This window comes from Yinghuangia soli, from assembly GCF_021502675.1.
Taxonomy (GTDB): domain Bacteria; phylum Actinomycetota; class Actinomycetes; order Streptomycetales; family Streptomycetaceae; genus Yinghuangia; species Yinghuangia soli.
Genome location: NZ_JAKFHA010000021.1, coordinates 18,534 through 41,761, shown reverse-complemented (window position 1 = coordinate 41,761; position 23,228 = coordinate 18,534). Strand labels below are relative to the sequence as shown.

17 protein-coding genes are annotated in these 23,228 nt (G+C 67.7%); 13 read left to right on the top strand and 4 right to left on the bottom strand.

Annotated elements, in window-relative coordinates; all coding sequences use genetic code 11:
* The 9 genes from galT to LZ495_RS28375 all read left to right on the top strand — a co-directional run bounded on the left by galT (nucleotide 1) and on the right by LZ495_RS28375 (nucleotide 11,561).
* A complete protein-coding gene (galT, locus tag LZ495_RS28415) occupies nucleotides 1-1,107 on the top strand; it encodes a galactose-1-phosphate uridylyltransferase (RefSeq protein ID WP_235055784.1) in 1,107 nt (368 codons plus the stop codon).
* The gene (gene galE / locus LZ495_RS28410) at nucleotides 1,107-2,069 is read left to right on the top strand and encodes a UDP-glucose 4-epimerase GalE (RefSeq protein ID WP_235055783.1); all 963 of its coding nucleotides are present in this window, start codon (nucleotides 1,107-1,109) and stop codon (nucleotides 2,067-2,069) included. The genes galT and galE overlap by 1 nt, the downstream gene beginning before the upstream one ends.
* Entirely contained in the window at nucleotides 2,066-3,202 is a 1,137-nt protein-coding gene (galK, locus tag LZ495_RS28405) for a galactokinase (protein ID WP_235055782.1), read from the top strand. Before galE ends, galK begins: the two co-directional genes overlap by 4 nt.
* Nucleotides 3,190-4,248, top strand: coding sequence for an aldose epimerase family protein (locus LZ495_RS28400; protein ID WP_235055781.1), 1,059 nt, complete (start codon nucleotides 3,190-3,192; stop codon nucleotides 4,246-4,248). Before galK ends, LZ495_RS28400 begins: the two co-directional genes overlap by 13 nt.
* An 81-nt stretch (nucleotides 4,249-4,329) precedes the next feature.
* On the top strand, nucleotides 4,330-6,063 hold the full coding sequence (locus tag LZ495_RS28395; RefSeq protein ID WP_235055780.1) for an ABC transporter ATP-binding protein: 1,734 nt from the start codon (nucleotides 4,330-4,332) through the stop codon (nucleotides 6,061-6,063).
* A complete protein-coding gene (locus LZ495_RS28390; RefSeq protein ID WP_235055779.1) occupies nucleotides 6,060-7,892 on the top strand; it encodes an ABC transporter ATP-binding protein in 1,833 nt (610 codons plus the stop codon). Before LZ495_RS28395 ends, LZ495_RS28390 begins: the two co-directional genes overlap by 4 nt.
* 441 nt (nucleotides 7,893-8,333) lie before the next feature.
* Nucleotides 8,334-9,743, top strand: a complete 1,410-nt coding sequence (locus tag LZ495_RS28385; protein ID WP_235055778.1) for an MFS transporter — start codon at nucleotides 8,334-8,336, stop codon at nucleotides 9,741-9,743.
* A 94-nt stretch (nucleotides 9,744-9,837) separates the two neighbouring features.
* Nucleotides 9,838-11,010: a glycoside hydrolase family 1 protein gene (locus tag LZ495_RS28380; protein WP_235055777.1), complete on the top strand. Its 1,173-nt coding sequence runs from the start codon at nucleotides 9,838-9,840 to the stop codon at nucleotides 11,008-11,010.
* A gap of 104 nt (nucleotides 11,011-11,114) precedes the next feature.
* A complete protein-coding gene (locus tag LZ495_RS28375; protein ID WP_235055776.1) occupies nucleotides 11,115-11,561 on the top strand; it encodes a nitroreductase family deazaflavin-dependent oxidoreductase in 447 nt (148 codons plus the stop codon).
* Nucleotides 11,562-11,793: 232 nt separating this feature from the next.
* Here the strand turns inward: LZ495_RS28375 and LZ495_RS28370 are convergent, their stop codons facing one another.
* Nucleotides 11,794-13,221 carry an ABC transporter substrate-binding protein gene (locus tag LZ495_RS28370; protein ID WP_235055775.1) on the bottom strand — a complete coding sequence of 476 codons (1,428 nt, stop codon included), beginning with the start codon at nucleotides 13,219-13,221 and terminating at the stop codon, nucleotides 11,794-11,796.
* A 925-nt stretch (nucleotides 13,222-14,146) separates the two neighbouring features.
* Between LZ495_RS28370 and LZ495_RS28365 the strand changes: the two genes are divergently transcribed.
* Nucleotides 14,147-15,904, top strand: coding sequence for a cholesterol oxidase substrate-binding domain-containing protein (locus LZ495_RS28365; protein WP_235055774.1), 1,758 nt, complete (start codon nucleotides 14,147-14,149; stop codon nucleotides 15,902-15,904).
* Nucleotides 15,905-16,025: 121 nt separating this feature from the next.
* Here LZ495_RS28365 and LZ495_RS28360 read toward each other — a convergent pair whose 3' ends face one another.
* Both LZ495_RS28360 and LZ495_RS28355 read right to left on the bottom strand, forming a co-directional pair.
* The gene (locus LZ495_RS28360) at nucleotides 16,026-16,508 is read right to left on the bottom strand and encodes a nuclear transport factor 2 family protein (RefSeq protein WP_235055773.1); all 483 of its coding nucleotides are present in this window, start codon (nucleotides 16,506-16,508) and stop codon (nucleotides 16,026-16,028) included.
* A gap of 139 nt (nucleotides 16,509-16,647) precedes the next feature.
* Nucleotides 16,648-18,465 carry an NAD(P)/FAD-dependent oxidoreductase gene (locus LZ495_RS28355; protein ID WP_235055772.1) on the bottom strand — a complete coding sequence of 606 codons (1,818 nt, stop codon included), beginning with the start codon at nucleotides 18,463-18,465 and terminating at the stop codon, nucleotides 16,648-16,650.
* A 292-nt stretch (nucleotides 18,466-18,757) separates the two neighbouring features.
* Here LZ495_RS28355 and LZ495_RS28350 point away from each other — a divergent pair, with 292 nt between their 5' ends.
* The 3 genes from LZ495_RS28350 (at nucleotide 18,758) to LZ495_RS28340 (ending at nucleotide 21,341) form a co-directional block, all read left to right on the top strand.
* Nucleotides 18,758-19,726 carry an alpha/beta hydrolase gene (locus LZ495_RS28350; RefSeq protein WP_235055771.1) on the top strand — a complete coding sequence of 323 codons (969 nt, stop codon included), beginning with the start codon at nucleotides 18,758-18,760 and terminating at the stop codon, nucleotides 19,724-19,726.
* Nucleotides 19,727-19,774: 48 nt separating this feature from the next.
* Entirely contained in the window at nucleotides 19,775-20,428 is a 654-nt protein-coding gene (locus LZ495_RS28345; RefSeq protein WP_235055770.1) for a TetR/AcrR family transcriptional regulator, read from the top strand.
* Nucleotides 20,429-20,582: 154 nt separating this feature from the next.
* Nucleotides 20,583-21,341, top strand: a complete 759-nt coding sequence (locus LZ495_RS28340; RefSeq protein ID WP_235055769.1) for a TetR/AcrR family transcriptional regulator — start codon at nucleotides 20,583-20,585, stop codon at nucleotides 21,339-21,341.
* A gap of 160 nt (nucleotides 21,342-21,501) precedes the next feature.
* Here LZ495_RS28340 and LZ495_RS28335 read toward each other — a convergent pair whose 3' ends face one another.
* Nucleotides 21,502-23,085, bottom strand: coding sequence for an acyl-CoA synthetase (locus LZ495_RS28335; protein WP_235055768.1), 1,584 nt, complete (start codon nucleotides 23,083-23,085; stop codon nucleotides 21,502-21,504).
* Between the last annotated feature and the right edge of the window lie 143 nt (nucleotides 23,086-23,228).

Genomic DNA, 23,228 nt, shown 5'->3' with positions numbered 1-23,228 from the left:
ATGCACAAACTGACCGACCGGCTCGCGGACGGCCGAGAACTCGTCTACTACTTCGACACCGAGATCCCCGCCGACGGTGTCCCGGCGGACCGCCGCGAACTGCCGGCGCACCAACCCGCCTCCGCGCTGCGCTTCGACCCCTTGCGCGGGGAGTGGGTCGTGGTTGCCACGCATCGTCAGGGGCGCACCCACCTGCCGAGCGACGATGCCTGCCCCCTGTGCCCGTCCACAGAATCCCGCGACACCGAAATCCCCGCCCGGGCCTACGACGTCGCGGTCTTCGAGAACCGATTCCCGTCCCTGGCCATGACGTCCCCCGAGCCTGACCTGGTCCCGGGGGTGCCGGCCGCGGCCGACGACGCGCACGCCGTGCGCGCCGGCCTCGGCCGGTGCGAGGTGGTCTGCTTCACCAGCGACCACAACGCCTCGTTTGGTGACTTGGCACCGGTGCGAGTGCGCACGGTCATCGATGCATGGAGCGATCGCACCGCGGCGTTGGCCGAAGTCCCGGACATAGAGCAGGTATTCGTCTTCGAGAACCGGGGCGTGGAAATCGGAGTCACCCTGGCGCACCCCCATGGCCAGATCTTCGGATACCCGTTCGTCGCCCCTCGGACGCAGCGCATCCTGCAGAACGTCCGCGGGTACCGCGACCGCACCGGACGCGACCTGTACGAAGACCTACTCCAAGCGGAACTGGATGCAGGCGTAAGGGTCATCGTCCGTACCGAGCACTGGGCCGCCTTCGTCCCGGCCGCGGCGCGCTGGCCGTTCGAGGTGCACCTGTATCCGCTGCGTCGCGTCCCCGATCTGCCCGCGCTCGACAAGGCGGCGCGGGACGACCTGGCGCTGGTCTACCTGGACGTCCTGCGCCGCCTGGATGCGGTGTTCGGGATGCCGATGCCGTACATTGCCGCGTGGCACCAGGCCCCCGTCCGCCGTGATCGCGAAGTCTCTTGGCTTCACCTCGAGTTGTTCTCCACCAGGCGAAGCCCCGGAAAGCTGAAGTTTCTGGCGGGGTCCGAGTCCGGCATGGACGTGTTCATCAACGACATTGCCCCCGAACGCGCCGCCGCCATGCTCCGCGGCGACGACGGAGCAATGTGATGCGCGTGTTGGTGACCGGCGGAGCCGGCTACATCGGGTCGGTGACCACTGCCGTGCTCCTGGAGGCCGGGCATGCGGTGACCGTTCTGGACGACCTCTCGACCGGACACCGCGACGCTGTCCCGGCCGCCGCCGAGTTCGTCCAGGCCGACATACGCACCGCAGGCAATGTCATGTCGCGCGAACGTTATGACGCGGTCGTCCACTTGGCCGCCCGATCGCTGGTTGCGGACTCTGTAGCCGACCCTGCCGCCTACTGGCAGGCGAACGTCGTCGGCTCCCTTGCCTTGGCCGACGCGGCCCGGCAGCACAGCGTGCCTCGCTTCGTCTTCTCCTCCACCGCAGCTGTGTATGGAGACCCGACCACTACACCCGTTCGCGAGACTGCGGAGGCGCGGCCGACCAACCCGTACGGAGCTTCCAAGCTGGCCGTTGATCAACTGCTCGACTCTTACGCACGCGCATACGGCCTGGCTGCGGTGTCGCTGCGCTACTTCAACGTTGCGGGCGCACACGCCGGCCTCGGCGAGCGCCACGCCCGCGAGAGCCACCTCATCCCACTCATCCTGGATGTGGCGCAGGGGAAGCGGGACCACATCGTCATCCACGGCACTGATTGGGACACTACGGACGGCACATGCGTCCGGGACTACATCCACGTCGCCGACCTGGCACGAGCCCATCTGCTCGCCTTGGAGAACGCCGCGGCCGGCAAGCACGAGATATACAACCTCGGCAATGGCACCGGCTTCTCCGTACGCGAAGTCATCGACACCGCGCGGCTGGTGACCGGTCGCTCCATACCCGCGCTGGAAGGGCCGCGCCGTCCTGGCGACCCGGCGGCACTGGTCGCCTCGGCGGAGCGCGCGCAGGCGCTGCTCGGTTGGCGGCCCCGACATCCGGAGCTGCGGACCATCGTCGGCGACGCCTGGGCCTTCCACACCGCAAAGGACATTGCATGACCACCTTCAACGACGTGTTTGACCGCGTCCCCACTCTCGCCTGGCGGGCCCCCGGCCGCATCAACGTCATCGGCGAACACACGGACTACAACGACGGATTCGTTCTTCCGGCCGCGATTCCGCACGGTGTGACCGCGCGTGTGGCGCCGCGATCCGACGGGCTCGTCCGCATCGCTTCCGCGCAGGTCCCCGATGCGGTCGACTCCATGGACTTGACGGACCTGACTCCGGGGGCCGTGTCCGGGGGCGCTGCATATGCCGCCGGCGTCGTCTGGGAGCTGGCGCGCCGAGGCCACGCGGTGCACGGCGTCGACATCCACATCGACGGGGACGTGCCGCGCGGCGCCGGCCTCTCGTCCTCCGCCGCGCTGGAATGCGCCGTGGCCGGTGCCCTGAACGAACTGTTTGGCCTCCGGCTGGAACAGCGAATGCTCATCGATGTCGCCCACAAAGCCGAGAACGACTTCGTCGGCATGCCCTGCGGCGTCATGGATCAGTCGGCGGCCATGCTCTCCCAGGCCGGCCACCTGCTGTTCCTCGACACCCGGGACATGACCGTCAGGCACGTGCCCTTCGACGCGGCCACCGCGGGACTGGATCTGCTGGTCATCGACACCCAGGCGCCGCATCGGCTCGTCGACGGTGAATACGCCCGCAGGCGCCGCGAATGCGCCGAGGCATGCGGACACCTCGGCATCGCCTCCTTGCGTGACCTGGAGCCGCATGCGCTCCCGGCGGCACTGCCGACTATCGATCCCGTGCTCGCCCGGCGCACCCGCCATGTGGTCACGGAGAACGCTCGGGTCACCGACACGGTGGCGCTGCTGGAAGGCGGCGCCGACCCGCGGGGCCTCGGCGCCCTGCTCTCCGCCTCGCATCGATCCCTGCGCGACGACTACCAGGTCAGCAGCGTCGAGTTGGACAGCGCCGCCGATGCGGCCGTTGCCGCGGGCGCCTACGGCGCGCGCATGATCGGAGGCGGCTTCGGAGGCTCGGTGCTCGCCCTTGTGGACGGCGACCGCCGCGATGCCGTGGCGGACGCGGTATCTGCTGCAGCAAAGGAAGCCGGCCTTCCCGAGCCTGTGTTCCTGTCCGTCCAGCCGTCGCAGGGAGCCGGCCCATGTCCGGTCTGAGCGTCACCGAGCACCCTTTCGGCCACGCGCCGGACGGGACGCCGGTCCACCGCTGGGTGCTCCGCGCCCCGGGAGGCCACAGTGCCGCCGTCCTGACCTACGGAGCGACGCTCCAGTCGTGTCGGATCCCCACGGCGGACGCTGGCTCCCTCGAAACCGTCCTCGGCCTGCCCTCCGTCGAGGCATACGCAGCCGACCCCTCCTACCTCGGTGCGGTCGTCGGGCGCTACGCCAACCGCATCGCGCATGGCCGGTTTGTCCTGGACGGCAGCGAGCACAAGTTGGAAGCCAACGACGGACCGCACACCCTGCATGGTGGACCGGACGGCTTCCACCGGCGGGTCTGGGACGCGTCCGGGATCCGCACGCCCGACAGCGCCGGGGTCGCCCTGCGACTGCGCAGCCCGCACGGGGACATGGGGTTCCCCGGCAACCTCGACGTCCACGTGATCTACAGCCTCGACGAACACGGCACGCTCGCGGTGCGCTACCGCGCGGCCACCGACCGGCCGACGGTCATCAACCTCACCCAGCACGCCTATTGGAACCTGGCGGAGAGCGACAGCGTCAGCGACCACGCGCTGACGGTGGAAGCCGACATGTATCTGGCGACCGACGCGACGCAGATACCCCTGGGCCCTCTTGCACCCACTGCAGGGACCCCTTTCGCGCTGGGCGGCCGACTCGGGGAGACGCTGGCCAATTCGCACCCGGGCATCGTCGCGGCCGGAGGCCTGGATCACTGCTTCGCCCTGCGCGGGGGAGTCTCACCCACTCCGCGCCGAGCGGCCCGTCTCACGCACCCTCCCACCGGCAGGGCCCTCGAGGTGTGGACCACCGAACCGGGCATCCAGGTCTACACCGGCAACTTCCTTACAGCACCGTTCGATCGGCACCATGCAGTGTGCCTGGAGACCCAGCACTTTCCCGACGCCCCCAACCGCCCGGAGTACCCGTCCACGGTCCTGCGCCCAGAACAGGGATACGCCTCGGTCACTGAATACCGCTTCGGTGTCGGTGCGGAGCCACCGCGATCGACGCCCTGAAAGGGCTCCTCGCGGTCCGCTATTTTGTGTATCTCATACGTGATTCGATGCTGCTCCATTGCCCATGCTCGGAGGACGAGTGTGCTGATCCGACTGGTGCGAGACCACCTCCGGCCCTACTCCCGTGCCGTAGCGCTGCTCATGGTCCTCCAGCTCGTCCAGACCGCGGCCACCTTGTACCTGCCCAACCTGAACGCCCGGATCCTCGACCACGGGGTGGCGCACAACGACCAGCGCTACATCGTCTACGCCGGCGCAGTCATGGCGGCCATCGCACTCACCCAGCTGGTGTGCGCCTACGGCGCGGCCCGGATCGGCGCGCGCGTGGGTATGGCCTTCGGACGGGACGTCCGCCGGGCCGTCTTCGCCCACGTGCAGACCTTTTCCGCACGCGAGTTGGGCCGCTTCGGTGCGCCGTCGCTGATCACGAGGACCACGAACGACGTTCAGCAGGTGCAGATGCTGGTCCTGCTCACGCTGACCCTGATGGTCTCCGCACCCATCATGTGCCTGGGCGGAGTTGCGCTGGCCATTGACCAGGACCCTGGGCTTTCACTCGCTCTCGTCGTGCTCATTCCTGTCCTGGGCGTCGCGATCGGCGCGATCCTCCGCCGCCTGGCACCGCTGTCGACCGCCCTGCAGACGAGCGTCGACACGGTGAACCGCATTCTGCGCGAACAGATAACCGGGCTCCGGGTCATCCGCGCCTTCGTCAAGGAAGAACACGAAAGCCGCCGCTTCGGAGCCGCGAACAGCGATCTCACGGATGTGTCGCTGCGCGTCGGTCACGTGATGGCCTGGATGTTCCCGGCCGTGATGACCATCGCCAACGTCGCGGGCGTCGCCGTCCTGTGGTTCGGCGCCCAGCGCGTGGCCGACGGCGAGATGACCATCGGCGGCCTGACGGCGTTCATCAGTTACGTGCTCATGATGCTGATGGCCGCGGTGATGGCCACATTCATGCTGCTGTGGATCCCGCGGGCCGAGGTCAGCGCCCGGCGCATCGTCGAAGTCCTCGAGACGCAAAGCTCGGTGGCTCCGCCGCTACGGCCGGTCCACACGCTCATCCGCCGCGGCCACGTCGAGCTGTGCGACATCACCTTCCGGTTTCCGGGAGCGGAGAAGAGCGTGCTCGAGGCCGTGTCCCTCAGCGTGGGCCCAGGAGAGACGACCGCGATCATCGGTGGCACCGGGAGCGGCAAGAGCACCCTGCTGGCCCTGATCCCCCGCCTGTCGGATGCCACGGACGGCCGGGTCCTGGTCGGCGGAGTCGATGTCCGCGAACTCGACCCGGCCGTGCTCGCCGGCACGGTCGGCTACGTCCCGCAGCGCCCGTTCCTCTTCTCCGGCACCGTCGCCTCGAACCTGCGCTACGGCGCACCCGGCGCCACCGATGAAGACCTCTGGCGCGCTCTGGAGATCGCCCAGGCGCGCGACTTCGTCGCGGCACTCCCTGACGGCCTCGACGCGCGGATCGCCCAGGGGGGCGGCAACGTCTCCGGCGGGCAGCGGCAACGCCTCGCCATAGCCCGAGCGCTGGTGGGCCGTCCGCAGGTGTACCTGTTCGACGACTCCTTCTCGGCGTTGGACTATGCCACCGATGCGCGGCTGCGCGCCGCGCTGGCCCGAGAAACCTCGGAAGCCGCCGTCATTGTGGTCGCCCAGAGGGTGAACAGCATCCGTGACGCGGATCGGATCGTGGTTCTCGACGCAGGCCGCATCGTTGGCGAGGGTACGCATCCCGAACTCCTTGCCGGCAACCCGACCTACCGGGAAATCGTCCTCTCACAGCTGACCGAGGAGGAAGCGGCGTGAGCGGCGCCAAGACCGACGCCGACCACCCTGAGCACTCGTCGGATTTCGTCGGGACCGCAGCCCGCACCGTGCGGCTGTTGGCTCAGCGGCGCGGACAGTTCACCGCGCTGCTCGTACTCGGCGTGGCCAGTGTTGGCCTGACCGTGGCCGGCCCGGTTCTGCTGGGCCATGCGACCGACCTCGTCGTCAGCGGCATCCTGGACGACGCCGGCGCGGGCATCGACTTCGGGGCCGTGGCCCGGGTGCTCGCCTGGACGGCAGCGGTCTACGTCGCCGGGGGGCTGTGCGGTGTCGTGCAAGGCCGCCTCGCGAACACCGCCGTGCAACATGCCGCTCGTCAGATGCGGCACGACGTCGAGCGCAAGCTCTCCCGGATTCCGCTGAGCTACTACGACCGCAAGCGGCGCGGCGACATCATCAGCCGGGTCACCAACGACATCGACAACCTCGCGCAGTGCCTGCAGCAGGTCGTCGGTCAGCTGGTCATGTCGGCGTTGACCATCGTCGCGGTTCTCGGGGTGATGTTCTGGATCTCCTGGCTGCTGGCGCTGATCGCCTTGCTGACCGTGCCGCTCTCCTTGCTCGCAATGGCGTGGATCGGCAAGCGCTCCCAGCCCGAGTTCACCCGACAGTGGCGCCACACGGGGCGCCTCAACGGCCACATCGAGGAGATGTACACAGGGCACGCCCTGGTCAAGGCCTTCGGCCGCGAGGACCAGGCGCTCGCGGCGTTCGACGCCGAGAACGAGAGCCTTTACGAGGCTTCTCGGCGCGCCCAGGCAACGTCAGGACTGACCCAGCCCCTGATGATGTTCGTGGGCAACCTCAACTACGTGCTCGTTGCGGCCGTCGGCGGCCTCCGGATCGCCTCCGGGGCGCTCACCGTCGGCGAAGTCCAGGCCTTCGTCCAGTTCTCCCGGCAGTTCAGTCAGCCGCTCGGGATGATCGCGGGCATGCTGGGCATGGTTCAGTCCGGGATGGCCTCGGCCGAGCGGGTGTTCGACCTGCTCGACGCGAGCGAGGAGAAGCCCGAGCCTGCCGTGCCTGTGCCGTCATCGGGTGCCGGCCGCGTCGCATTCGAGGACGTCTCTTTCAGGTACACCCTGGCCGAGCCGCTGATCGAGTCGCTGTCTCTGGTTGCGGAACCCGGTCACACCGTGGCCATTGTCGGGCCCACCGGCGCGGGCAAGACCACGCTCGTCAATCTCCTGATGCGGTTCTACGAGATCACCGGAGGACGCATCACCCTCGACGGAGTCGACATCGCGACCATGTCCCGCGCCGACCTTCGATCCCGCATCGGCATGGTGCTGCAGGACACGTGGCTTTTCGGCGGCACGATTGCCGACAACATCGCCTACGGCGCCCGGCATGCCACGCGGGAACAGGTGGTCGCGGCCGCCAGATCCGCTCATGCCGACCGCTTCATCCGCACACTGCCGGCCGGATACGAAACGGTGCTGGACGATGAGGGCGGGGCCGGCCTCAGCGCGGGGGAGAAGCAGCTCCTCACCATTGCCAGAGCCTTTCTCGCCGACCCCACGATCCTGATCCTGGATGAGGCGACCAGTTCCGTCGACACCCGTACCGAGGTGCTGATCCAGCAGGCCATGGCCCGGCTGCGTGAGGGGCGGACCGCGTTTGTGATCGCCCATCGTCTGTCCACGATCCGCGACGCCGACACGATCGTGGTCATGGAGCGAGGACGAATCGTCGAACAAGGCACTCACCAAGAGCTCGTGGCCAGGACGGGCGGTGCTTACCGTGCCCTGCACGCAGCGCAGTTCCGTCGAGGTGCCGCGGCCTCGGATCGACCACGGACGACATAGCAGGTCGGCGATCTTGGTCCGCCAAAGGGTTGCGCGTGCTACTTGCGATCGGCTACCTTCGGCGGGTAGCGCGCGCAACCATCATCATTGCGCAGGACTCGGGACCAATCGGACCAGGGATTTGATTTGAGCGCAGCACTACGGGCTCGCATCCGCGGTCACAGCGCCGCCCAGGGCAGCCTGATGCCTGGTCCCCAGACGCTTCGCTGACCGCATGCGCCGAGTCCCGCCACCGCGGTGATCGCGGCCGACGCCGCCGTCTCGGAGCGCGCCAGCCGGCGCGCGTCCCGCACGGCACCGCGGCGGGCGCCAGATCGTAGTCGTCACACCCGATCAACCTGCCGGCAGCACGTCGGCCGGTCTGTGCAAAGAGGTACCACAGCCATGCAAACCTTCCCCGCTCCCGTGGCGGACCGCCGACCCGAACCACGCCGCGGGCTCATGGCTGCTCTCATCGTTCTTGCTTTGCTGTGGCCTACCCAGCTCTTGACGCTCATCGCGCTGGTCGGCGGCTCTGCGCAGGCGCAGATCGCCATGCACTTCCACACCACGCAGATCGCCTGGTTCGCGCTGGCCACCGGCGTGGTGGGAACGCTGGTCACCCCGTACGTGATGAAGGCCGCCGACATCTTCGGCCGTCGTACGGTGATGATCGCCATCACGGTGCTCGGGCTGATCGGGGACGTGATCGCAGCGGTGGCTCCGACCTTCGGGGTGATGATCGCCGGGCGTGCGATTGCGGGCTTCTATGCACCCATCAGCATCTTGGCGTATGCAGCGATCCGCGAGCTCTTCCCACCCAAGCAAGCCGCCACCGCGAGCAGCATCGTCGCCTCAGGGGTCGGCCTGGTTGCGATCGGCGGCCCGTTCTTGTCCGGCTGGCTGCTGGACGACTTCGGCTTCCGGGGGGCGCTGTGGAGCTTCGTGATCGCCACGGCGATCGGTTTGCTGCTGCTGATCTTCTTCATGCCGAGCACGCCGCCGATTGCCCGGACCGACGTCCACATGGACTGGATCGGCGGCCTGCTGCTGGGCGGGAGCGTCACCGCCATCACCTACGGCGTCGGCAAGGGTTCCGACTGGGGGTGGACTTCGACCGGCACGCTCGCCTTCATGGTCGGCGGAGCCTTGGGCCTGGTGGTGTTCGTGATCTCCCAGGCGCGCGTAGCCCACCCGATGGTCCCTCTGGGGATGCTGAAGCGTCGGCCGGTCTGGTCGGTCTTCCTGACCACGGCTGCCGCGCTCGGCGTGCTCTCCGCGGTCGGGCCCATTCTGCAGCTGCTTCCGTTGTACCCCGACATTCCCGGGGTGTCCGACGGCCTCGGATTCAGCGTCACGCACAACGCGGTGATCGGGCTGCCGGCGAACATCCTCATGCTGGCCACGGGTGCCGCGACAGGGTTCGCGGTCCGCCGGATCGACAGCCGACTCCCGCTGAGGGCCGGTTTGGTCGTTGCCGCGATCGGGCTCCTCCTGCTGGCCTCGTATCACTATTCGGCTGCCCAACTGGCGGTCGTCTCGATGGTGTTCTCCGTCGGCTACGGCATGGTCATCTCGACGGTGTACGTGATGATCATGGAGGCCGTGGAACCCGAGGAACAGGGAATCGCCAACATGGTGCAGGGGCTTGTCCTCGGCATCATCGCCTCGGTTGCCATCGCGGCGTCCTACGCGATCCTGGCCCGGGACGGCACCGTCGTCCAAGGCACGCAGTTCTACCTCGACCAGGGGTACGTGAACGTGTTCCGGTGGGCTGCAGTGGCGCTGTTGCTGGTGCTGCTGACCACCTTCCTTGTCCCCCGCCTGAGGCCTGTTGCGCAGATGGACGCCGGGCCGCCGACCGAGGAGTAGCCGACTCCCCCTTCCGCCTCGCCCAGGCGTAGGGCAGCGAAACCCAGCCGCGAACAACCACCGGCAGTCACCGAAAACTCCGAGGAGAGTCAGCATGGACCGTACCTTCCCCGAAGGCTTTCTCTGGGGAGCGTCGACCGCCGCGCATCAGATCGAAGGCAACAACCTCAACAACGACTGGTGGCAACTCGAGCACGTGGCCGCGGACTTCGGCGTGCAGTTCAGCGGTGATGCGCTCGACAGCTATCACCGCTACGAAGAGGACATGAGGCTGCTGGCCGAAGCGGGCCTGAATGCCTACCGCTTCAGTATCGAGTGGTCCCGTATCGAGCCGAGCCCCGGCAAGTTCTCGCGCGCAGAGTTGGCGCACTACCGGAGGATGATCGACGCCGCGATCCGGCTCGGCATCACCCCTGTCGTCAGCCTCCACCACTTCACCCACCCCATCTGGTTCGGGGACAACGGAGCGTGGCTCGCGGACGACGCGACCGACCTCTTCACCCGCTACGTGGAGCAGGCCTGCACCATCCTTGACGGTGTCCGGTGGGTCTGCACGATCAACGAGCCGAACGTGCTCGCGGTGAACCACGGCCAGCAGCGTCGTATCGCGGAGGGCAAGGATTACCAGTTCGTCGGGGCGCTCCCGGACGTCGAGGTCGGTGAGGCTCTCATCGCAGCACACCGGGCGGTCGCGCCGTTGATCCGCGAGGCAGTCGGCGCGAACGTCGGCTGGACCGTGGCGAACCAGGCACTCGTGCCCGTGCCGGGGAGTGAGGCCAAGCACGCGGAGATGCAGCACCTGTGGGAGGACATGTACCTGGAGCCGGCTCGGGATGACGACTTCGTCGGCGTGCAGTCGTACACGAGCCAGATGGTGGACGACGACGGCATCGTTCCGCACCCCGAGCACCCTGACAACACCCTGATGGGCTGGGCGTACCGGCCGGACGCGCTCGGGATTGCCTTGCGGCACACGCACGAGGTTGTCGGAGACGTACCGATCGTGGTCAGCGAACACGGGATCGCCACCGCCGACGACGAGCGCCGAATCGCGTACACGAGCGCAGGATTGCGCGATATGCATCAGGCCATCGAGAGCGGCATCGACGTCCGTGGGTACCTGCACTGGAGTCTCCTCGACAACTTCGAATGGGGCCGTTGGGATCCGACGTTCGGCCTCATCGCGGTCGACCGGAGCACCTTCGAGCGCCGGCCCAAGCCGAGCCTCGGCTGGCTCGGACGAGTCGCGCGAGCCAACTCGCTCTGAGCCGCACACCTATTAGTGAATGCCATACGCTAAATTGGCCCGACGGCGCCGCTACGGGAGAAACGCGTGCGGGACCGTGAGCTTCGGAGACTGGAGGGGGCATCATGCCGTTGAAGGGCGAGTACGAGCCGAGCGCCCAGAAATGGGTGCGCGACCACGTTGCGGCGTACGAAGGCTCTGGAGGCCTGGAGAGCACCACATTCCGGGGAATGCCTGTGGTGTTGCTGACGACGCTGGGGGCGACCAGCGGGAACCTCCGCAAGACGCCGGTCATGTGCATCGAGCACGACGGGGTGTACGCGGCGGTCGCGTCGCAAGGTGGGGCTCCCCGACACCCGCAGTGGTACCACAACCTCATCGCTGACCCGCGCGTCGAACTCCAGGACGGGCCGCAGCGTCAGGACATGACTGCTCGGCAGGTTGTCGGGGACGAAAAGAACCTGTGGTGGGCACGTGCACTCGCTGCGTACCCGGACTACGCGGAATACCAGGAGAAGACGGACCGCGAGATCCCTGTCTTCGTCCTGGAGATCACCCCCGCCGGCCACTGAGCGCTGCGAACTGCTTCGGAGACATACCTGCAAACTGCGGCGGCGGGGGGGGGCGGGGGGGGGGGGGCCCGGGGGTGGGGGGGGGGGGGCGCCCGCCCCCCCCCCGGTGCGGTGCCATCCCTCCAAACGCGGCCGCCGGGCCCGCCGGGGGCGCGCACGGCGTTTTCGCTTCGGGGCAGCGCCACGCCCCCCGTTCGTGGCGCTGCCCCGTGTCCGTTGGCAGAGCAGGAGGTCAGGCGCGCAGGCCTACGCGGTCGAACAGCACCAGGCCGTCGTTGTAGGGCTGGACGCCCGTGACTGTTGGAGCGAAGACGACGGTGCTGGCGGCCTCTTGGTAGACCCAGAAGGGCACGTCCTCGTTGAGCCGCAGTTGTACACGTGTATATGCCGCGCGTCTGCTCTCGGTGTCGGTGGACAGGCGGCCGCTATTCATGGCCTCGGTCACCACGGCGTTCGAGTACCCGCTGACGTTGGTAGGGCTCCCAGGCCGCAGGAAGTCGTACAGAACCGGCTCCGGGTCGCTCATCCACATGCCGGAAACTGCGATGTCGAAATCCCCGGCAATCGTGCGCCGGATGAGCGTCGGCGTGTCGACATCCTCGATCTGCAAGTGCACGCCAGGGAATTGCTCGACCTGTTGTCTGATGTAGCCGGCCTGGGAATTGGGGTCTTGACCGCCGCCGACGATCAATAGTGAGAACCGCACCGGGCGAGTGCCACCGAGAGTCAGGGTGTCGAATGCGGCACGTGCCGCTTCTCGGTCGTCGTTCGGTGCCGCGAGCTGCGGGCTCGCGAGCGGCGACGCGAGTGCGAAGATCCCCTGCGCCGGGGTCCCTGCATCGGCGAAGAATCGGCGGTTGATCTCCGCCGTGCTGAGACTGTTGGCGACTGCCCGGCGGGTCGCCGGGTTGTCGAACGGCGGCTTGCGGGTGTTGAAGGCGAGCATGAGCCCGCCGCTCAGACTCAGGCGAATCACACCCAATTCCTGATCAGTGGCCTCCTTGGCCTGCATGGGGTCGCTGAACGACGCAAGATCGATGCCGCCCGCGTCCACAGCTTCGGGCAGGCTTTTACCCGGTGGGGCGACGCGGAATTCGAGTCGATCGAGGTAGGGGCGGCCAGCCTGCCAGTAGCGCGGGTTCCTTCGTAGTGTGAGCTGTTCGCCAGGTTTGCGTTCGGCCAGCACGAAGGGGCCGGCGCCTACCGGGCTGGCGCGCAGGGTGTTGAGGTCGGCCAGGGCACGCGGGGAGGCGATGTAGGCCAGGTTGTTCGCGACCGCGCGGTCGAAGTTCGCGTTGGGGCTGGGTAGTTCAATGCTCAGGCGTAGGGGTGCCGTGATCGTCAGTTTGAGCCCTGCAGCGACGACGGCACCCGCCGATCCGGTTGCGGGCTCCGCATGGGCGAGCCAGTTCGCCTTGACTGCTGCTGCGTCGAATGGCTGTCCGTCGGAGAACGCCACGTTCGGACGGATCGTGAGGGTCCACACGCGAGCGTCACCGTCGGCGGTGAGTGACTCGGCGATGTTGGGCTGGACGGTGCCTGTAGCTGGATCGGCCCACACCAGCGGGTCGTAGATCGCGGACAGCACGTTCCCGTACGCCACGGCGTATGCGGGTGTGGTGAACGGATCCAGGGAGCCGGGGTCTGCCGGGATAGCCACGCGTAGGACGCCTCCCTGGCCGGGAGTGAGCTGCGCGTTGGGCTTGTCCTGTCCCTCGGGCGCGCAGGAGGTTGTGACCAGGAGAGCCGCAGCTGCCGCTATGGCGAAAGCACGACTCCCGCGGCGGCGGATGGGCGCGAAGGTGAAGCGAAACACGTTCGCCTGCCATGGCTGGGGAGGGGCGGCCGAGCCGGCCCGCTCTGAACGAATGGGTGGTGTGGTGCCCGAACACGCGACGTCCCCCAGTCGCACACCCGGATCAACGAAGCAGACCTGAGGCCTGAAACGGATCTGTGGGCGACATCAACCGCGCTGGGCGCCGGAGCCTAGCCGACGCCTATGCCCTTGATTGATGAAGAGCATTAGTGTAACGAGTACGAAATTTTGGTCCTGGGTCGACTCGCGCGCCAAGTCGGGTTTCCATGTCGGGTGTTGCGCAACATCGCCCGAGGCGCGTGCCTTCCCCGGGCGCCAGGCTCGCGGAGCGGCGTAGCGCACCCGCTGCGCGGGTGCCCGACGTATCGGTTATGTGCTCGCAAAGGGAAGAAACTGCCCGTGTTTTGCTTTGCGCCCACGTAAATTGACACGTGTCACCAGTGGGGAACGGCTTGACTTGGGGTGCGCGGCGGCGCACTCTACTCGGAAGGTTGCACGCGCTACCTCGCCTGTCGGATGACGACCCGGATTGCGCCGGCAGCGCATTGCAAGGATGCATCCCGGCGGCTTTGCCGAGCCCAAGTGACCCCGGTCGGCACTTGCGAGGGCTTGATCAGCACGCCCACCTGGCACACCTGCGTTCCCGAACGTCCCTCCCCAAGCGCGACGGGGAGGCATCCCCGTGGCACGAACCGGAACCGGATCATGCAGTTCCGCTCGATCGTCCGTCGACGATCCGGGCCGGTCACTCGCAAGGGAAAGGGACACCATGAACGATCGGCTCGACACCAACGACGCCGGCACGGCAGCCGGCGTAGGCCGGCGCGCGCTCCTCGGGGGGCTCGTCGGAGCCGCTGCGCTCACGGCAGCCCAGTGGACCCCGGCGTTCCGAGTCGAGGCTGCGGATGCTGCCGTACCGGCTCCGCCCGGGCTTCCATCGGGAGTCACCGCGTACCTCCAGGGCTACCGCAACTGGTCAGGCGAAACTCGCGTCGACGACGTCTGGACGTGCGCCCCCGCGACACCGGAGCAGGTAGTCGCGCTCGCGAACTGGGCGCGCGCGCAAGGGTGGAAGCTTCGGGCGAAGGGCTTCAGCCACAACTGGTCGCCCCTGCTGATCCAGCAAGGCGCGCCGACGAACATCCTGCTGCTCGACACCACCCAGCACCTCAAAGCCGTGGCCGTCTCCGCCGGCAACCCGGCGAGTGTCACGGCTCAGACAGGGGTCTCGATGATGGCCCTGTTGCAGGCGCTGGAGAACGTCGGCCTCGGCCTCACCGCGACTCCTGCCCCCGGCGACCTCAGCCTCGGCGGTGTGCTTGCCATCGACGGGCACGGTACCGCTGTTCCCAAGACCGGGGAATCCGCCACCCCCGGCCATACCTTCGGGACGCTCAGCAATCTGATCGTTTCGCTCGCCGCCGTGGTGTGGGATCCCGCGGCAAACGCCTACAGGCTGCGGACCTTCCAGCGCAACGATCCGGCCATCGGGGCCCTGCTGGTGAACCTCGGCCGCGGTTTCGTCACCGAGGTGACACTCCGCGTCGGCGCCAACAAGCGTCTGCGGTGCCAGAGCTGGGTCAACATCGGGGCAGACGATCTGTTCGCCCAACCCGCAACGGCAGGAAGCAATTCGTTCGCCGGCTTCGTCGACCGCACAGGTCGCGTCGAGGCGATTTGGTTCCCCTTCACCGACAATCCCTGGCTCAAGGTGTGGTCGGTCACCCCGACGAAGCCGTTCCTGGCCAAAGAGGTCGGGAGTCCCTACAACTACCCCTTCAGCGACTTCCTGTCGGAGGGCGCGGCCGACCTCCTCGGGCAGATCACCGCCGGAGCGGCCAATCTGACTCCGACGTTCTGCCAGACGCAGTTCGGTGTGGTCGCGGCGGGGCTGATCACCACGGGCAGCTGGGACCTGTGGGGCTGGTCGAAGAACACGATGCTGTACGTCAAGCCGACCACCATGCGGGTGCACGCCAACGGATACGCCGTGCTCACCAGGCGGGCCAACATCCAGAAAGTCGTCGCCGAGTTCTACGCGTACTACAAGAACGCGCTGAACACGTATGCCGGCCAGGGCCGCTACCCGATGAACGGCCCGCTGGAGATCCGCGTCACCGGTCTGGACAATCCCGCCGACGCCCAAGTCTCGGGGGCCGTGCCTCCGACGCTGTCAGCGGTGCGGAACCGGCCGGACCACCCGGAGTGGGACGTCGCGGTGTGGCTGGACGTCCTGACGGTGCCCGGAACGCCGTACAGCCAGCAGTTCTACCGTGAGACCGAGCAATGGGTCTTCGCCAACTATTCCGGCGCATACGCGCAGGTGCGCCCGGAGTGGTCGAAGGGCTGGGGCTACAGCGGCACAGCAGCCTGGGCCGACGGCACGATGCTGTCGGCCACCGTTCCGAACCAGTTCCGGGTCGGCCTGCCTGCGGGCAACAACTGGGACGCAGCGGTTGCCCAACTCAATCAGTACGACCCCCACAAGGTGTTCTCCAACTCGTTCCTGAACAGCCTCCTGGACTGACGGATCACGGCCGTCCCCGCCTCCCTGGGAAGCCTCGCCGAGACCGCCGACTCGGCGGCAACTGCGGCGGCCCTGCGTGCTTCGCCGGGCCGCCGCAGCCTTGCGGGCGTCCTGCCTGGAGCTACCAGGACTTCTGGCGGTCCGCGACGAAGTCCACCTCGTGGAAGGCCGCGGACTCGATCGAGTCCAACACAACCTCCTTGCGCCGGATCTTGTAGCCGCCGCCGGTCCTGACCAGTGTCCAGTGGACGATGCCACTGGAGAGGGTGCTCGGCGAACGATCGACGATCTGGGTGACGAACAGGTAGGAGGAGAGGTCGACCTCCTCGTCGCGCTCCGCCGTGACGTGGATGTTCGCCGCGTGGTGCCGCAAGGGGTAGGGGCTGTGCTTCCGGTGCTCCCTTGTCCAGGCCATCGCAGCATCGGGGCCGCGATTGTCGGAGCGAATGAACTCCTCGTGCGGGTGCTGCCCGGTCTCGGTATGGGACGCGAGGTGGCAGTCGTCCGAGAGAAGTCCGGCGAGGACCTCGAGGCGGCCTTCGTCGTAGTTGAACCACCAGCGGTGAATCAACTGGTGGGCCGCGAGGTGGTCGTGGGGGGTCACATGCACTCCTGCCACTCAGGCACCCCTGTCGGCGTGGACGCCTCATGGAGCTCACGCCGACAGGTGAACAGATTTGTGTAATACGTACGCTGGAATCGTCGAGAGGGCAACCGCCGAACGTTGGAGCGCTGCCTTGGAGTCAGCTCAGGATGTACTCATCCTCGTCAGGAACGCGGAGCATCGACCAGTAGTCGACCAGGCGCCACGGGCACGACACGATCACGCGGCCGCTGCTGTTCTGGTAGTAGCTGCGGACGCTCGGGTGGCTCCACACGCGTCCTTCGAGCGCTTCGTCCACCCGCTCGTTGTAGGCGTCGTGTACGTCCTGCCGCGGCTCCAGAACCCGCGCGCCGCGTTCGTGGAGCAGATCGAGGCATCCCACGATGTAGTGGATCTGGCTCTCCGCAAGGATGTTGACGCCGGCGCCGTGGTTCGGCGCGCTGTTGGGCCCGGCCAGCACGAACAGGTTCGGAAAACCCGGCACGGTCGTGCCCAGATGGGCACGCGGCTCATCGTGGCCCCAGACATCGGTCAGGGCTGTTCCGTTCCGGCCCGTGATATCGATCTGACCGAGCATCGGCAGCACCTGGTAGCCGGTGGCGAGGATCAGTACGTCCGCGGGGACCTCGCGGCCGTCCGCGGTGACCAGTCCGCCCGTCGTGGCGCGTTCGATGGCATCGGTGACCAGCTCGACGTGGTCCTGCCTCAGCATCCGGTACCAGTTGCTGTCCCGCAGGATCCGCTTGCCGAACGGCGGGTAGTCCGGAATCACGCGTTCCAGGAGGTCCGGCCGGTCGGCGAGTTCTTCGCGGGCGTACGCCAGCAGCCACTGCCGAAGGTCTTCGCTGGGCTTGGACACCGAGACTTCCGGCATGTGCCACTCGGGGTCGATCACGACGCGCACGAAGTTGCCGTCGGACGCGAACCAGTAGGTGAAGAACCGGAACCATTCGCCGTAGAAGGGTACGTGCCGCATGGCCCAGTTGGCCCCCTCGGAGACGGTGAGGTCATCCTTGCGGCGGGGCATGATCCACGAAGGACTGCGCTGGAAGACCGTCAACTGGGCGACATCGTCGACGATAGCCGGTCCGACCTGCATCGAGCTGGCGCCGGTGCCGATCATCGCCACCCGCCGACCAGTGAGATCGAGGTCGGGATCCCACTCGGCCGTGTGCACGGCGATGCCGGCGAACTCGTCGAGGCCAGGGATGTCGGGGCGTACCGCGCCCTGGAATACACCTATGGCGGTGATCACCGCATCGGCCCAGTCGACGCGCTCCTGGCCTCGGCGATCGCGAACCGTGACGGCCCAGCGCTTGGAGGCGTCGTCGTAGGCGCAGCTGAGGACTTCGGTCTGGAACTCGACGTGGTCCCGCACCCCGTACCCGTCCGCACAGCGGCGCAGGTAGTCGAGCACGTACTCGCCCTTGGAGTAGAACTCGGGCCAGTCCGGGTTGACTTCGAAGGAGTAGGAGTAGAAGTGGCTGGGGGTGTCCACCCCGACGCCCGGGTACACGTTGGTGAGCCAGGTGCCGCCGACGTCCTCGTTGCGATCGTAGATGCGGTAGCTGTAACCCGCTTCGCCGAGTTTGACGCCCGCGCAGATGCCGGAAAGCCCGGCACCGATAACCGCGACGTGGAAGTCCCTCTGCCGCGAGAGGGCCTTCGGGGGGTGCGAGGGCTCAGGCGCCAGCTTCGCGAAGCCGCACTGATCGAGAAGGAGCGGGATGAACTCCTCGTCCACCGGCTCGTGAACGTAGGCCGACGCGAGGCGCTGGAACAACGCATCGGTCAGGGGCGTCGTGTCGACGGGCCGACCGCTCGTCAGTACCTCGGCCAGCAGGTCGCGTATTGCGTCCGCGTCCGGCTCCGCGCCGGTCTCGGCGTGCGACGGGTCGCAGACCTTCGCGAACCGCTCGAGGAGGGACAAGTCGCGGGTCAGGTGAGTGAGCACCATCAGCAGGGTCCGCGGATCGGCCCCGGCGAGCTGCGCACGCACTGACGCGGCGTCAACACCTGGGCCACTGAGGGGGAGGTCGCTCGGGACAGGCCGATGGTGGACAAAGGTACGGGGGGTCGTCATGCCAGTCTCCGTAGCCATGAAATAGACAGACTGTCTAGCGAAAGTCATCATGCACGTGCGGCTTGGGCATGTCCATACAGAGAGACTCTTTGATGGACATCGTGTCTACTGAAGGGCTAAGTTGTCGTCACGCAGGTGAAGGTGCGACGAGTGGAGGCGCGTACTCATGACGGACCTTGAAGCGGGGCAATTCGCCCTCGTGCCCGAGTTCGCAGCGATCATGGCGGCGATACCCCCGCTGCCTGTGGTCACGCCCGAGTCCGTGGTCGCCATCCGCGAACGCAGCGATGCAGCCGCCGCCCTCCAACCCCGCCCCGACGTGCATGCCGTAGCCGACCGGACGATTCCCGGGCCGGACGGAGACGTTCCCGTCCGCTTCTACTACCCGACGGCCGACGAAGGGCTGCCTGCGCTGGTCTTCGCACATGGGGGCGGGTGGTCCATCTGCAGCATCGAGACCCACGACGGTCTCTGTCGTGAGATCGCCAACCGCAGTGGCTGTGTCGTGGTGTCCGTCGAGTACCGCCTCGCGCCCGAGCACGTCTTTCCCGCCGCCGCCGAGGACTTCTATGCGGCGGCCTGCTGGGTTGTCGAGCATGCCGCAGAGGTGGGTATCGACCCGGAGAGCGTGGCTGTCGGCGGCGACAGCGCCGGCGGGAACCTCGCCGCCGTCGCGGGCCATATGGCCCGGGACCGGCAAGGCCCGCGCTTCGCCTTCCAACTGCTCGCCTACCCGGGCCTGGATGCTGTCTCCGAGCGGCCAGCCACCGTCGCGAACGCCGACGCGCCGATGGTCAACCGGCAGACGTCGCAGTCCATGTGGCGGACGTACGCGGGTTCCGCGGACCTGCGGCACCCGTACGTCTCACCGCTCCACGCCGACGACTTCACCGGGCTTCCCCCTGCGTTGATCGTCACCCCGGAATTCGACCTGAACGTCGATGACGCCTACGCGTACGCCGAGACAGTGAATGCCGTCGGCGGATCCATCGAGGTCCTGGAGGTCAAAGGGACCGCTCACGGGTTCCTCTCGTACTACGCCCGCGTGCCCGCCGCATCCGATGCGCTCGACCATGCCTGTCGGCGTCTGCGCGGAGCAGTAGGCAGGGGAGCCGGCGCCGCCGCGGAAGGCTGACGCACCGTGGTTGCGCACTCAGACAAGCGGACTGACTACGCTTGCGGAATGCCAACGCCTACCCGCCGACGTGCCGGCGCCGCGGATCCCGCCGTCCCGGCCTCGGACCTGCGTGCCCAGCACAAGCAGCTCACGCGTCGGCGTCTGCTGGCCGCGGCAGTCGACGTCTTCGAAGAGAAGGGGTACGAGGCGGCCACCATCGACGATGTAGTCGCCCGCGCAGGGGCGGCGCGAGCCACTTTCTACTTGCACTTCTCCGGCAAGGCCGACATCGTCGCCGAGCTGGCTGCTCGAATCTGGCGTGACACCGAAAGCATGTTCGTGGAATTCGGCACGCTGCCCGACTGGTCGCATGCCACGATTCGCGGCTGGCTCACCCGGTACGTAGACGCCGACGGGAACAAGAAGGCCCTCAAAGTCTTCGCCGAGCACCTTCCGCACACGCTGCGCGAGCAGCACCTGGAGCACCAGCAGCGGTTCATCCATGCACTCCTCCAGCCGCCGGAGCGCTGGACGCACTTCACCCGGCCCGAAGCCAAGCGCCGCGCGTTCTTGCTGATCAACCAGCTGGAGACATTCATGCCGTCCTGGCAGGCCGGCCTCTGGGGACGCGAACGATCCGCGATGCTGGACACCCTGACCGCGGTATGGCTGGGCACCCTGGAGGCGGACCGAACCGGCCAGGAGAACGCAGGCCGCTAGGCTCCAGGCACCTCGTCGGGCGCACAGGCTGCAGCCGACGAGGCGGGGATCTTGCCACCCTCCCGCTATCCGACCTCCGAATGCGTAGGTCATACGCGTAATCTGGGGTCACGGCACCGCCAGGTGCGGGTGCAGCGTGGTGGAGGGATCCGGGATGACCCAAGGCTCGACAGGCGGACCTACGCGCGGACGGGGACGACCTGCGCGCCTGTCCCGCGAGCAGATCGTCGAGGCGGCGGTCGGGTTGGTGTACGACGACCCGACCGAGCCGTTGACGATCAAGCGGGTGGCGGACGCTGCCGACTCCGCGCCCATGGCGTTGTACCGCTACTTCCCCGATCGCGACGACCTCCTTCATGCAGTGGCCGACCGGGTGCTGGCGGACATGCGTTTCACCGCGCCCGAGGGCCTGACGTGGCAGGAGAAGCTCCGTGAGTGGATGCTGCTGAGCCTGGAGCACCTGCGGCCGTATCCCCAGCTGCTGCCGTACATCGCCTCCACCCGGCAGCCGGCGTGGTTGCCGTCGTTCAGCCTGCTGACTGGGGTGTTGAGCCCTCTGCGGTTGGACGACGAGGACATGGCGCTCGCCATCGCGCTCGTCGGAACCACCATCGTGGGACAGGCCACGCTCGCTGCGAAGCGGACCCCGTCTGTCGACATGGTCCCGCTCATGAAGCAAGCTTTGGAACAGGCGACCGAGGAGGAACAGCGCCGCGTCGGACCGGTCGTCGATGCACTGCCGACGGCCTTCGAGCGCCTCTACGACGTTGTCATCGACAGCACCGTCGACGCAATCGCCGCGATGGCGAACCGGTCGGGAAAGGGCGTGGCAAAGTCGGGACGGCCGCGCGTGGCCGAGGCCCGACAGGCGGCGCTGGTACCGATATTCAGCAGTACGGGCTTGGAGCCTTGACCGTTGCCTTCGCCAGTGCGCTGTTGAGGCAGATGGCGGAGTACGACTGAGCAGCTAGCTCGGGGTACGAGCTGGCCTTGAGGGACGCGGGCACAGCGCGGCTCGTCCGCTTGTGCAGGAGAAGCCGACGTCCTCTGCGTCCTGCCGTTGCTCCTGTGCACTATTCCGTATGGGCCAAGTGCGCATAGGCGTCGCGTAGTTCGCGCTTGAGGATTTTGCCGCTGGGGTTCTTCGGCAGGGCTTCGGTGATCACGACGTATTTGGGGACTTTGAACCCGGCGAGGTGTTCGCGGCAGTGCGCGGTGATCTCGTCGGGTTCGATCTTCTCGCCGGGCTTGGGGACGATGACGGCGGTGACGGCTTCGATCCAGTACGGGTGGGTGATCCCGAACACTGCCGCCTCGGCGACGGCGGGGTGGGCGTGGATGACTTCTTCGACTTCGCGTCCGGCGACGTTCTCGCCGCCGGTCTTCACCATGTCCTTCTTGCGGTCGACGATGGTGAGGTAGCCCTCGTCGTCCAGGACGCCCAGGTCGCCGCTGTGGAACCACTGGTTGCGGAACGCCTCGGCGGTGCGGTCGGGGTCGTTCCAGTAGCCGAGCATGGTGTGCGGGCCGCGGTGCACGATCTCCCCGACCACCCCGGCCGGGACGGGTTCGTCGTTGTCGTCCACCACCCGGGTCTCGACGTTGAGCCCCGCCCGGCCCGCGGAACCGGCCTTCCGTTCCTGGTCGGCGGGGCCGAGGATGGTCGCGACCGGGGACATCTCGGTCTGGCCGTAGAAGTTGTAGAGCGCCAACTGCGGGAGTCGGCGGCGCAGTTCGGCGAGGACCTCGACGGGCATCGCGGCTGCGCCGTAGTAGCCCTTGCGCAGCGAGGACAGGTCGCGGGTGTCGAAGTCCGGGTGCCGCAGCAGCGCGATCCACACCGTCGGCGGGCAGAACAGCTTCGTGACGCGCTCCGCCTCCACCGTCGCCAGGATGGTCGCGGCGTCGGGCGCGGGCAGGATGATCGACGTCGCGCCCAGGTAGACGTCCGGGGTCAGGAAGCAGTGCAGCTGGGCGCAGTGGTAGAGCGGCAGCGCGTGGATCTCCACGTCGTCCGCGCTCATCCCGCCGTCCACGATCGCGGTGGTGTACTGGGCGAGGAGGTTCCGGCTGGTCATCACCGCGCCCTTGGGGCGGGACTCGGTGCCGGAGGTGTACATGATCTGCACCGGGTCGTCGTCGTCCAGGTCCACCTCGGGGCATGCCGCGTCCGAGGCGCCGAGTGCGGCGAACGGCTCCCAGCCCTCGGTCTCGCCGATCACCGCGCGGACCTTCAGAGCCGTCACGTCCAGCCCCGCCTCCGCGAGCGCCGCGTCCGCGGTCACCACCAGGTCCGCGCCCGCCACGACCCCGACCGCGCCGGAGTGGGTGAGGACGTAGGCGACCTCGGGCGGGGTGAGCATGAAGTTCACCGGCACCGACACCGCGCCGATCCGGGCCAGCGCGAAGTACGCCACCGCGAACCCGTGCGAGTTCCGGGCCAGCAGCACGATCCGGTCGCCCTTGGCCACCCCGCGCGCCGCGAACCCCGCCGCGGTCCGCGTGACCAGCGCGTCCAGCTCCGCGAAGCTCTGCCGCAGCTCCCCGAAGACCACCGCGGTCTTGTCCGGGGTCCGGACCGCGGAACGCGCCAGCAGATCGGCGAGCCCGTGCCGCCGGGCACGTGCGGGGGGCGTTGAGGAGGCAACTGAGGTCACCGAAGAGCTCCTGGAATCAAGGGGCTTCACTGGCTGCCGGGCAGGCAGCGTAACGCGACCCGAACGGGCGCACTATATGCGTAACGCTTACATTAAAGAGCGGCGCAAGCAAGATCTGTCGGAATCCAACATGGTCATGATAG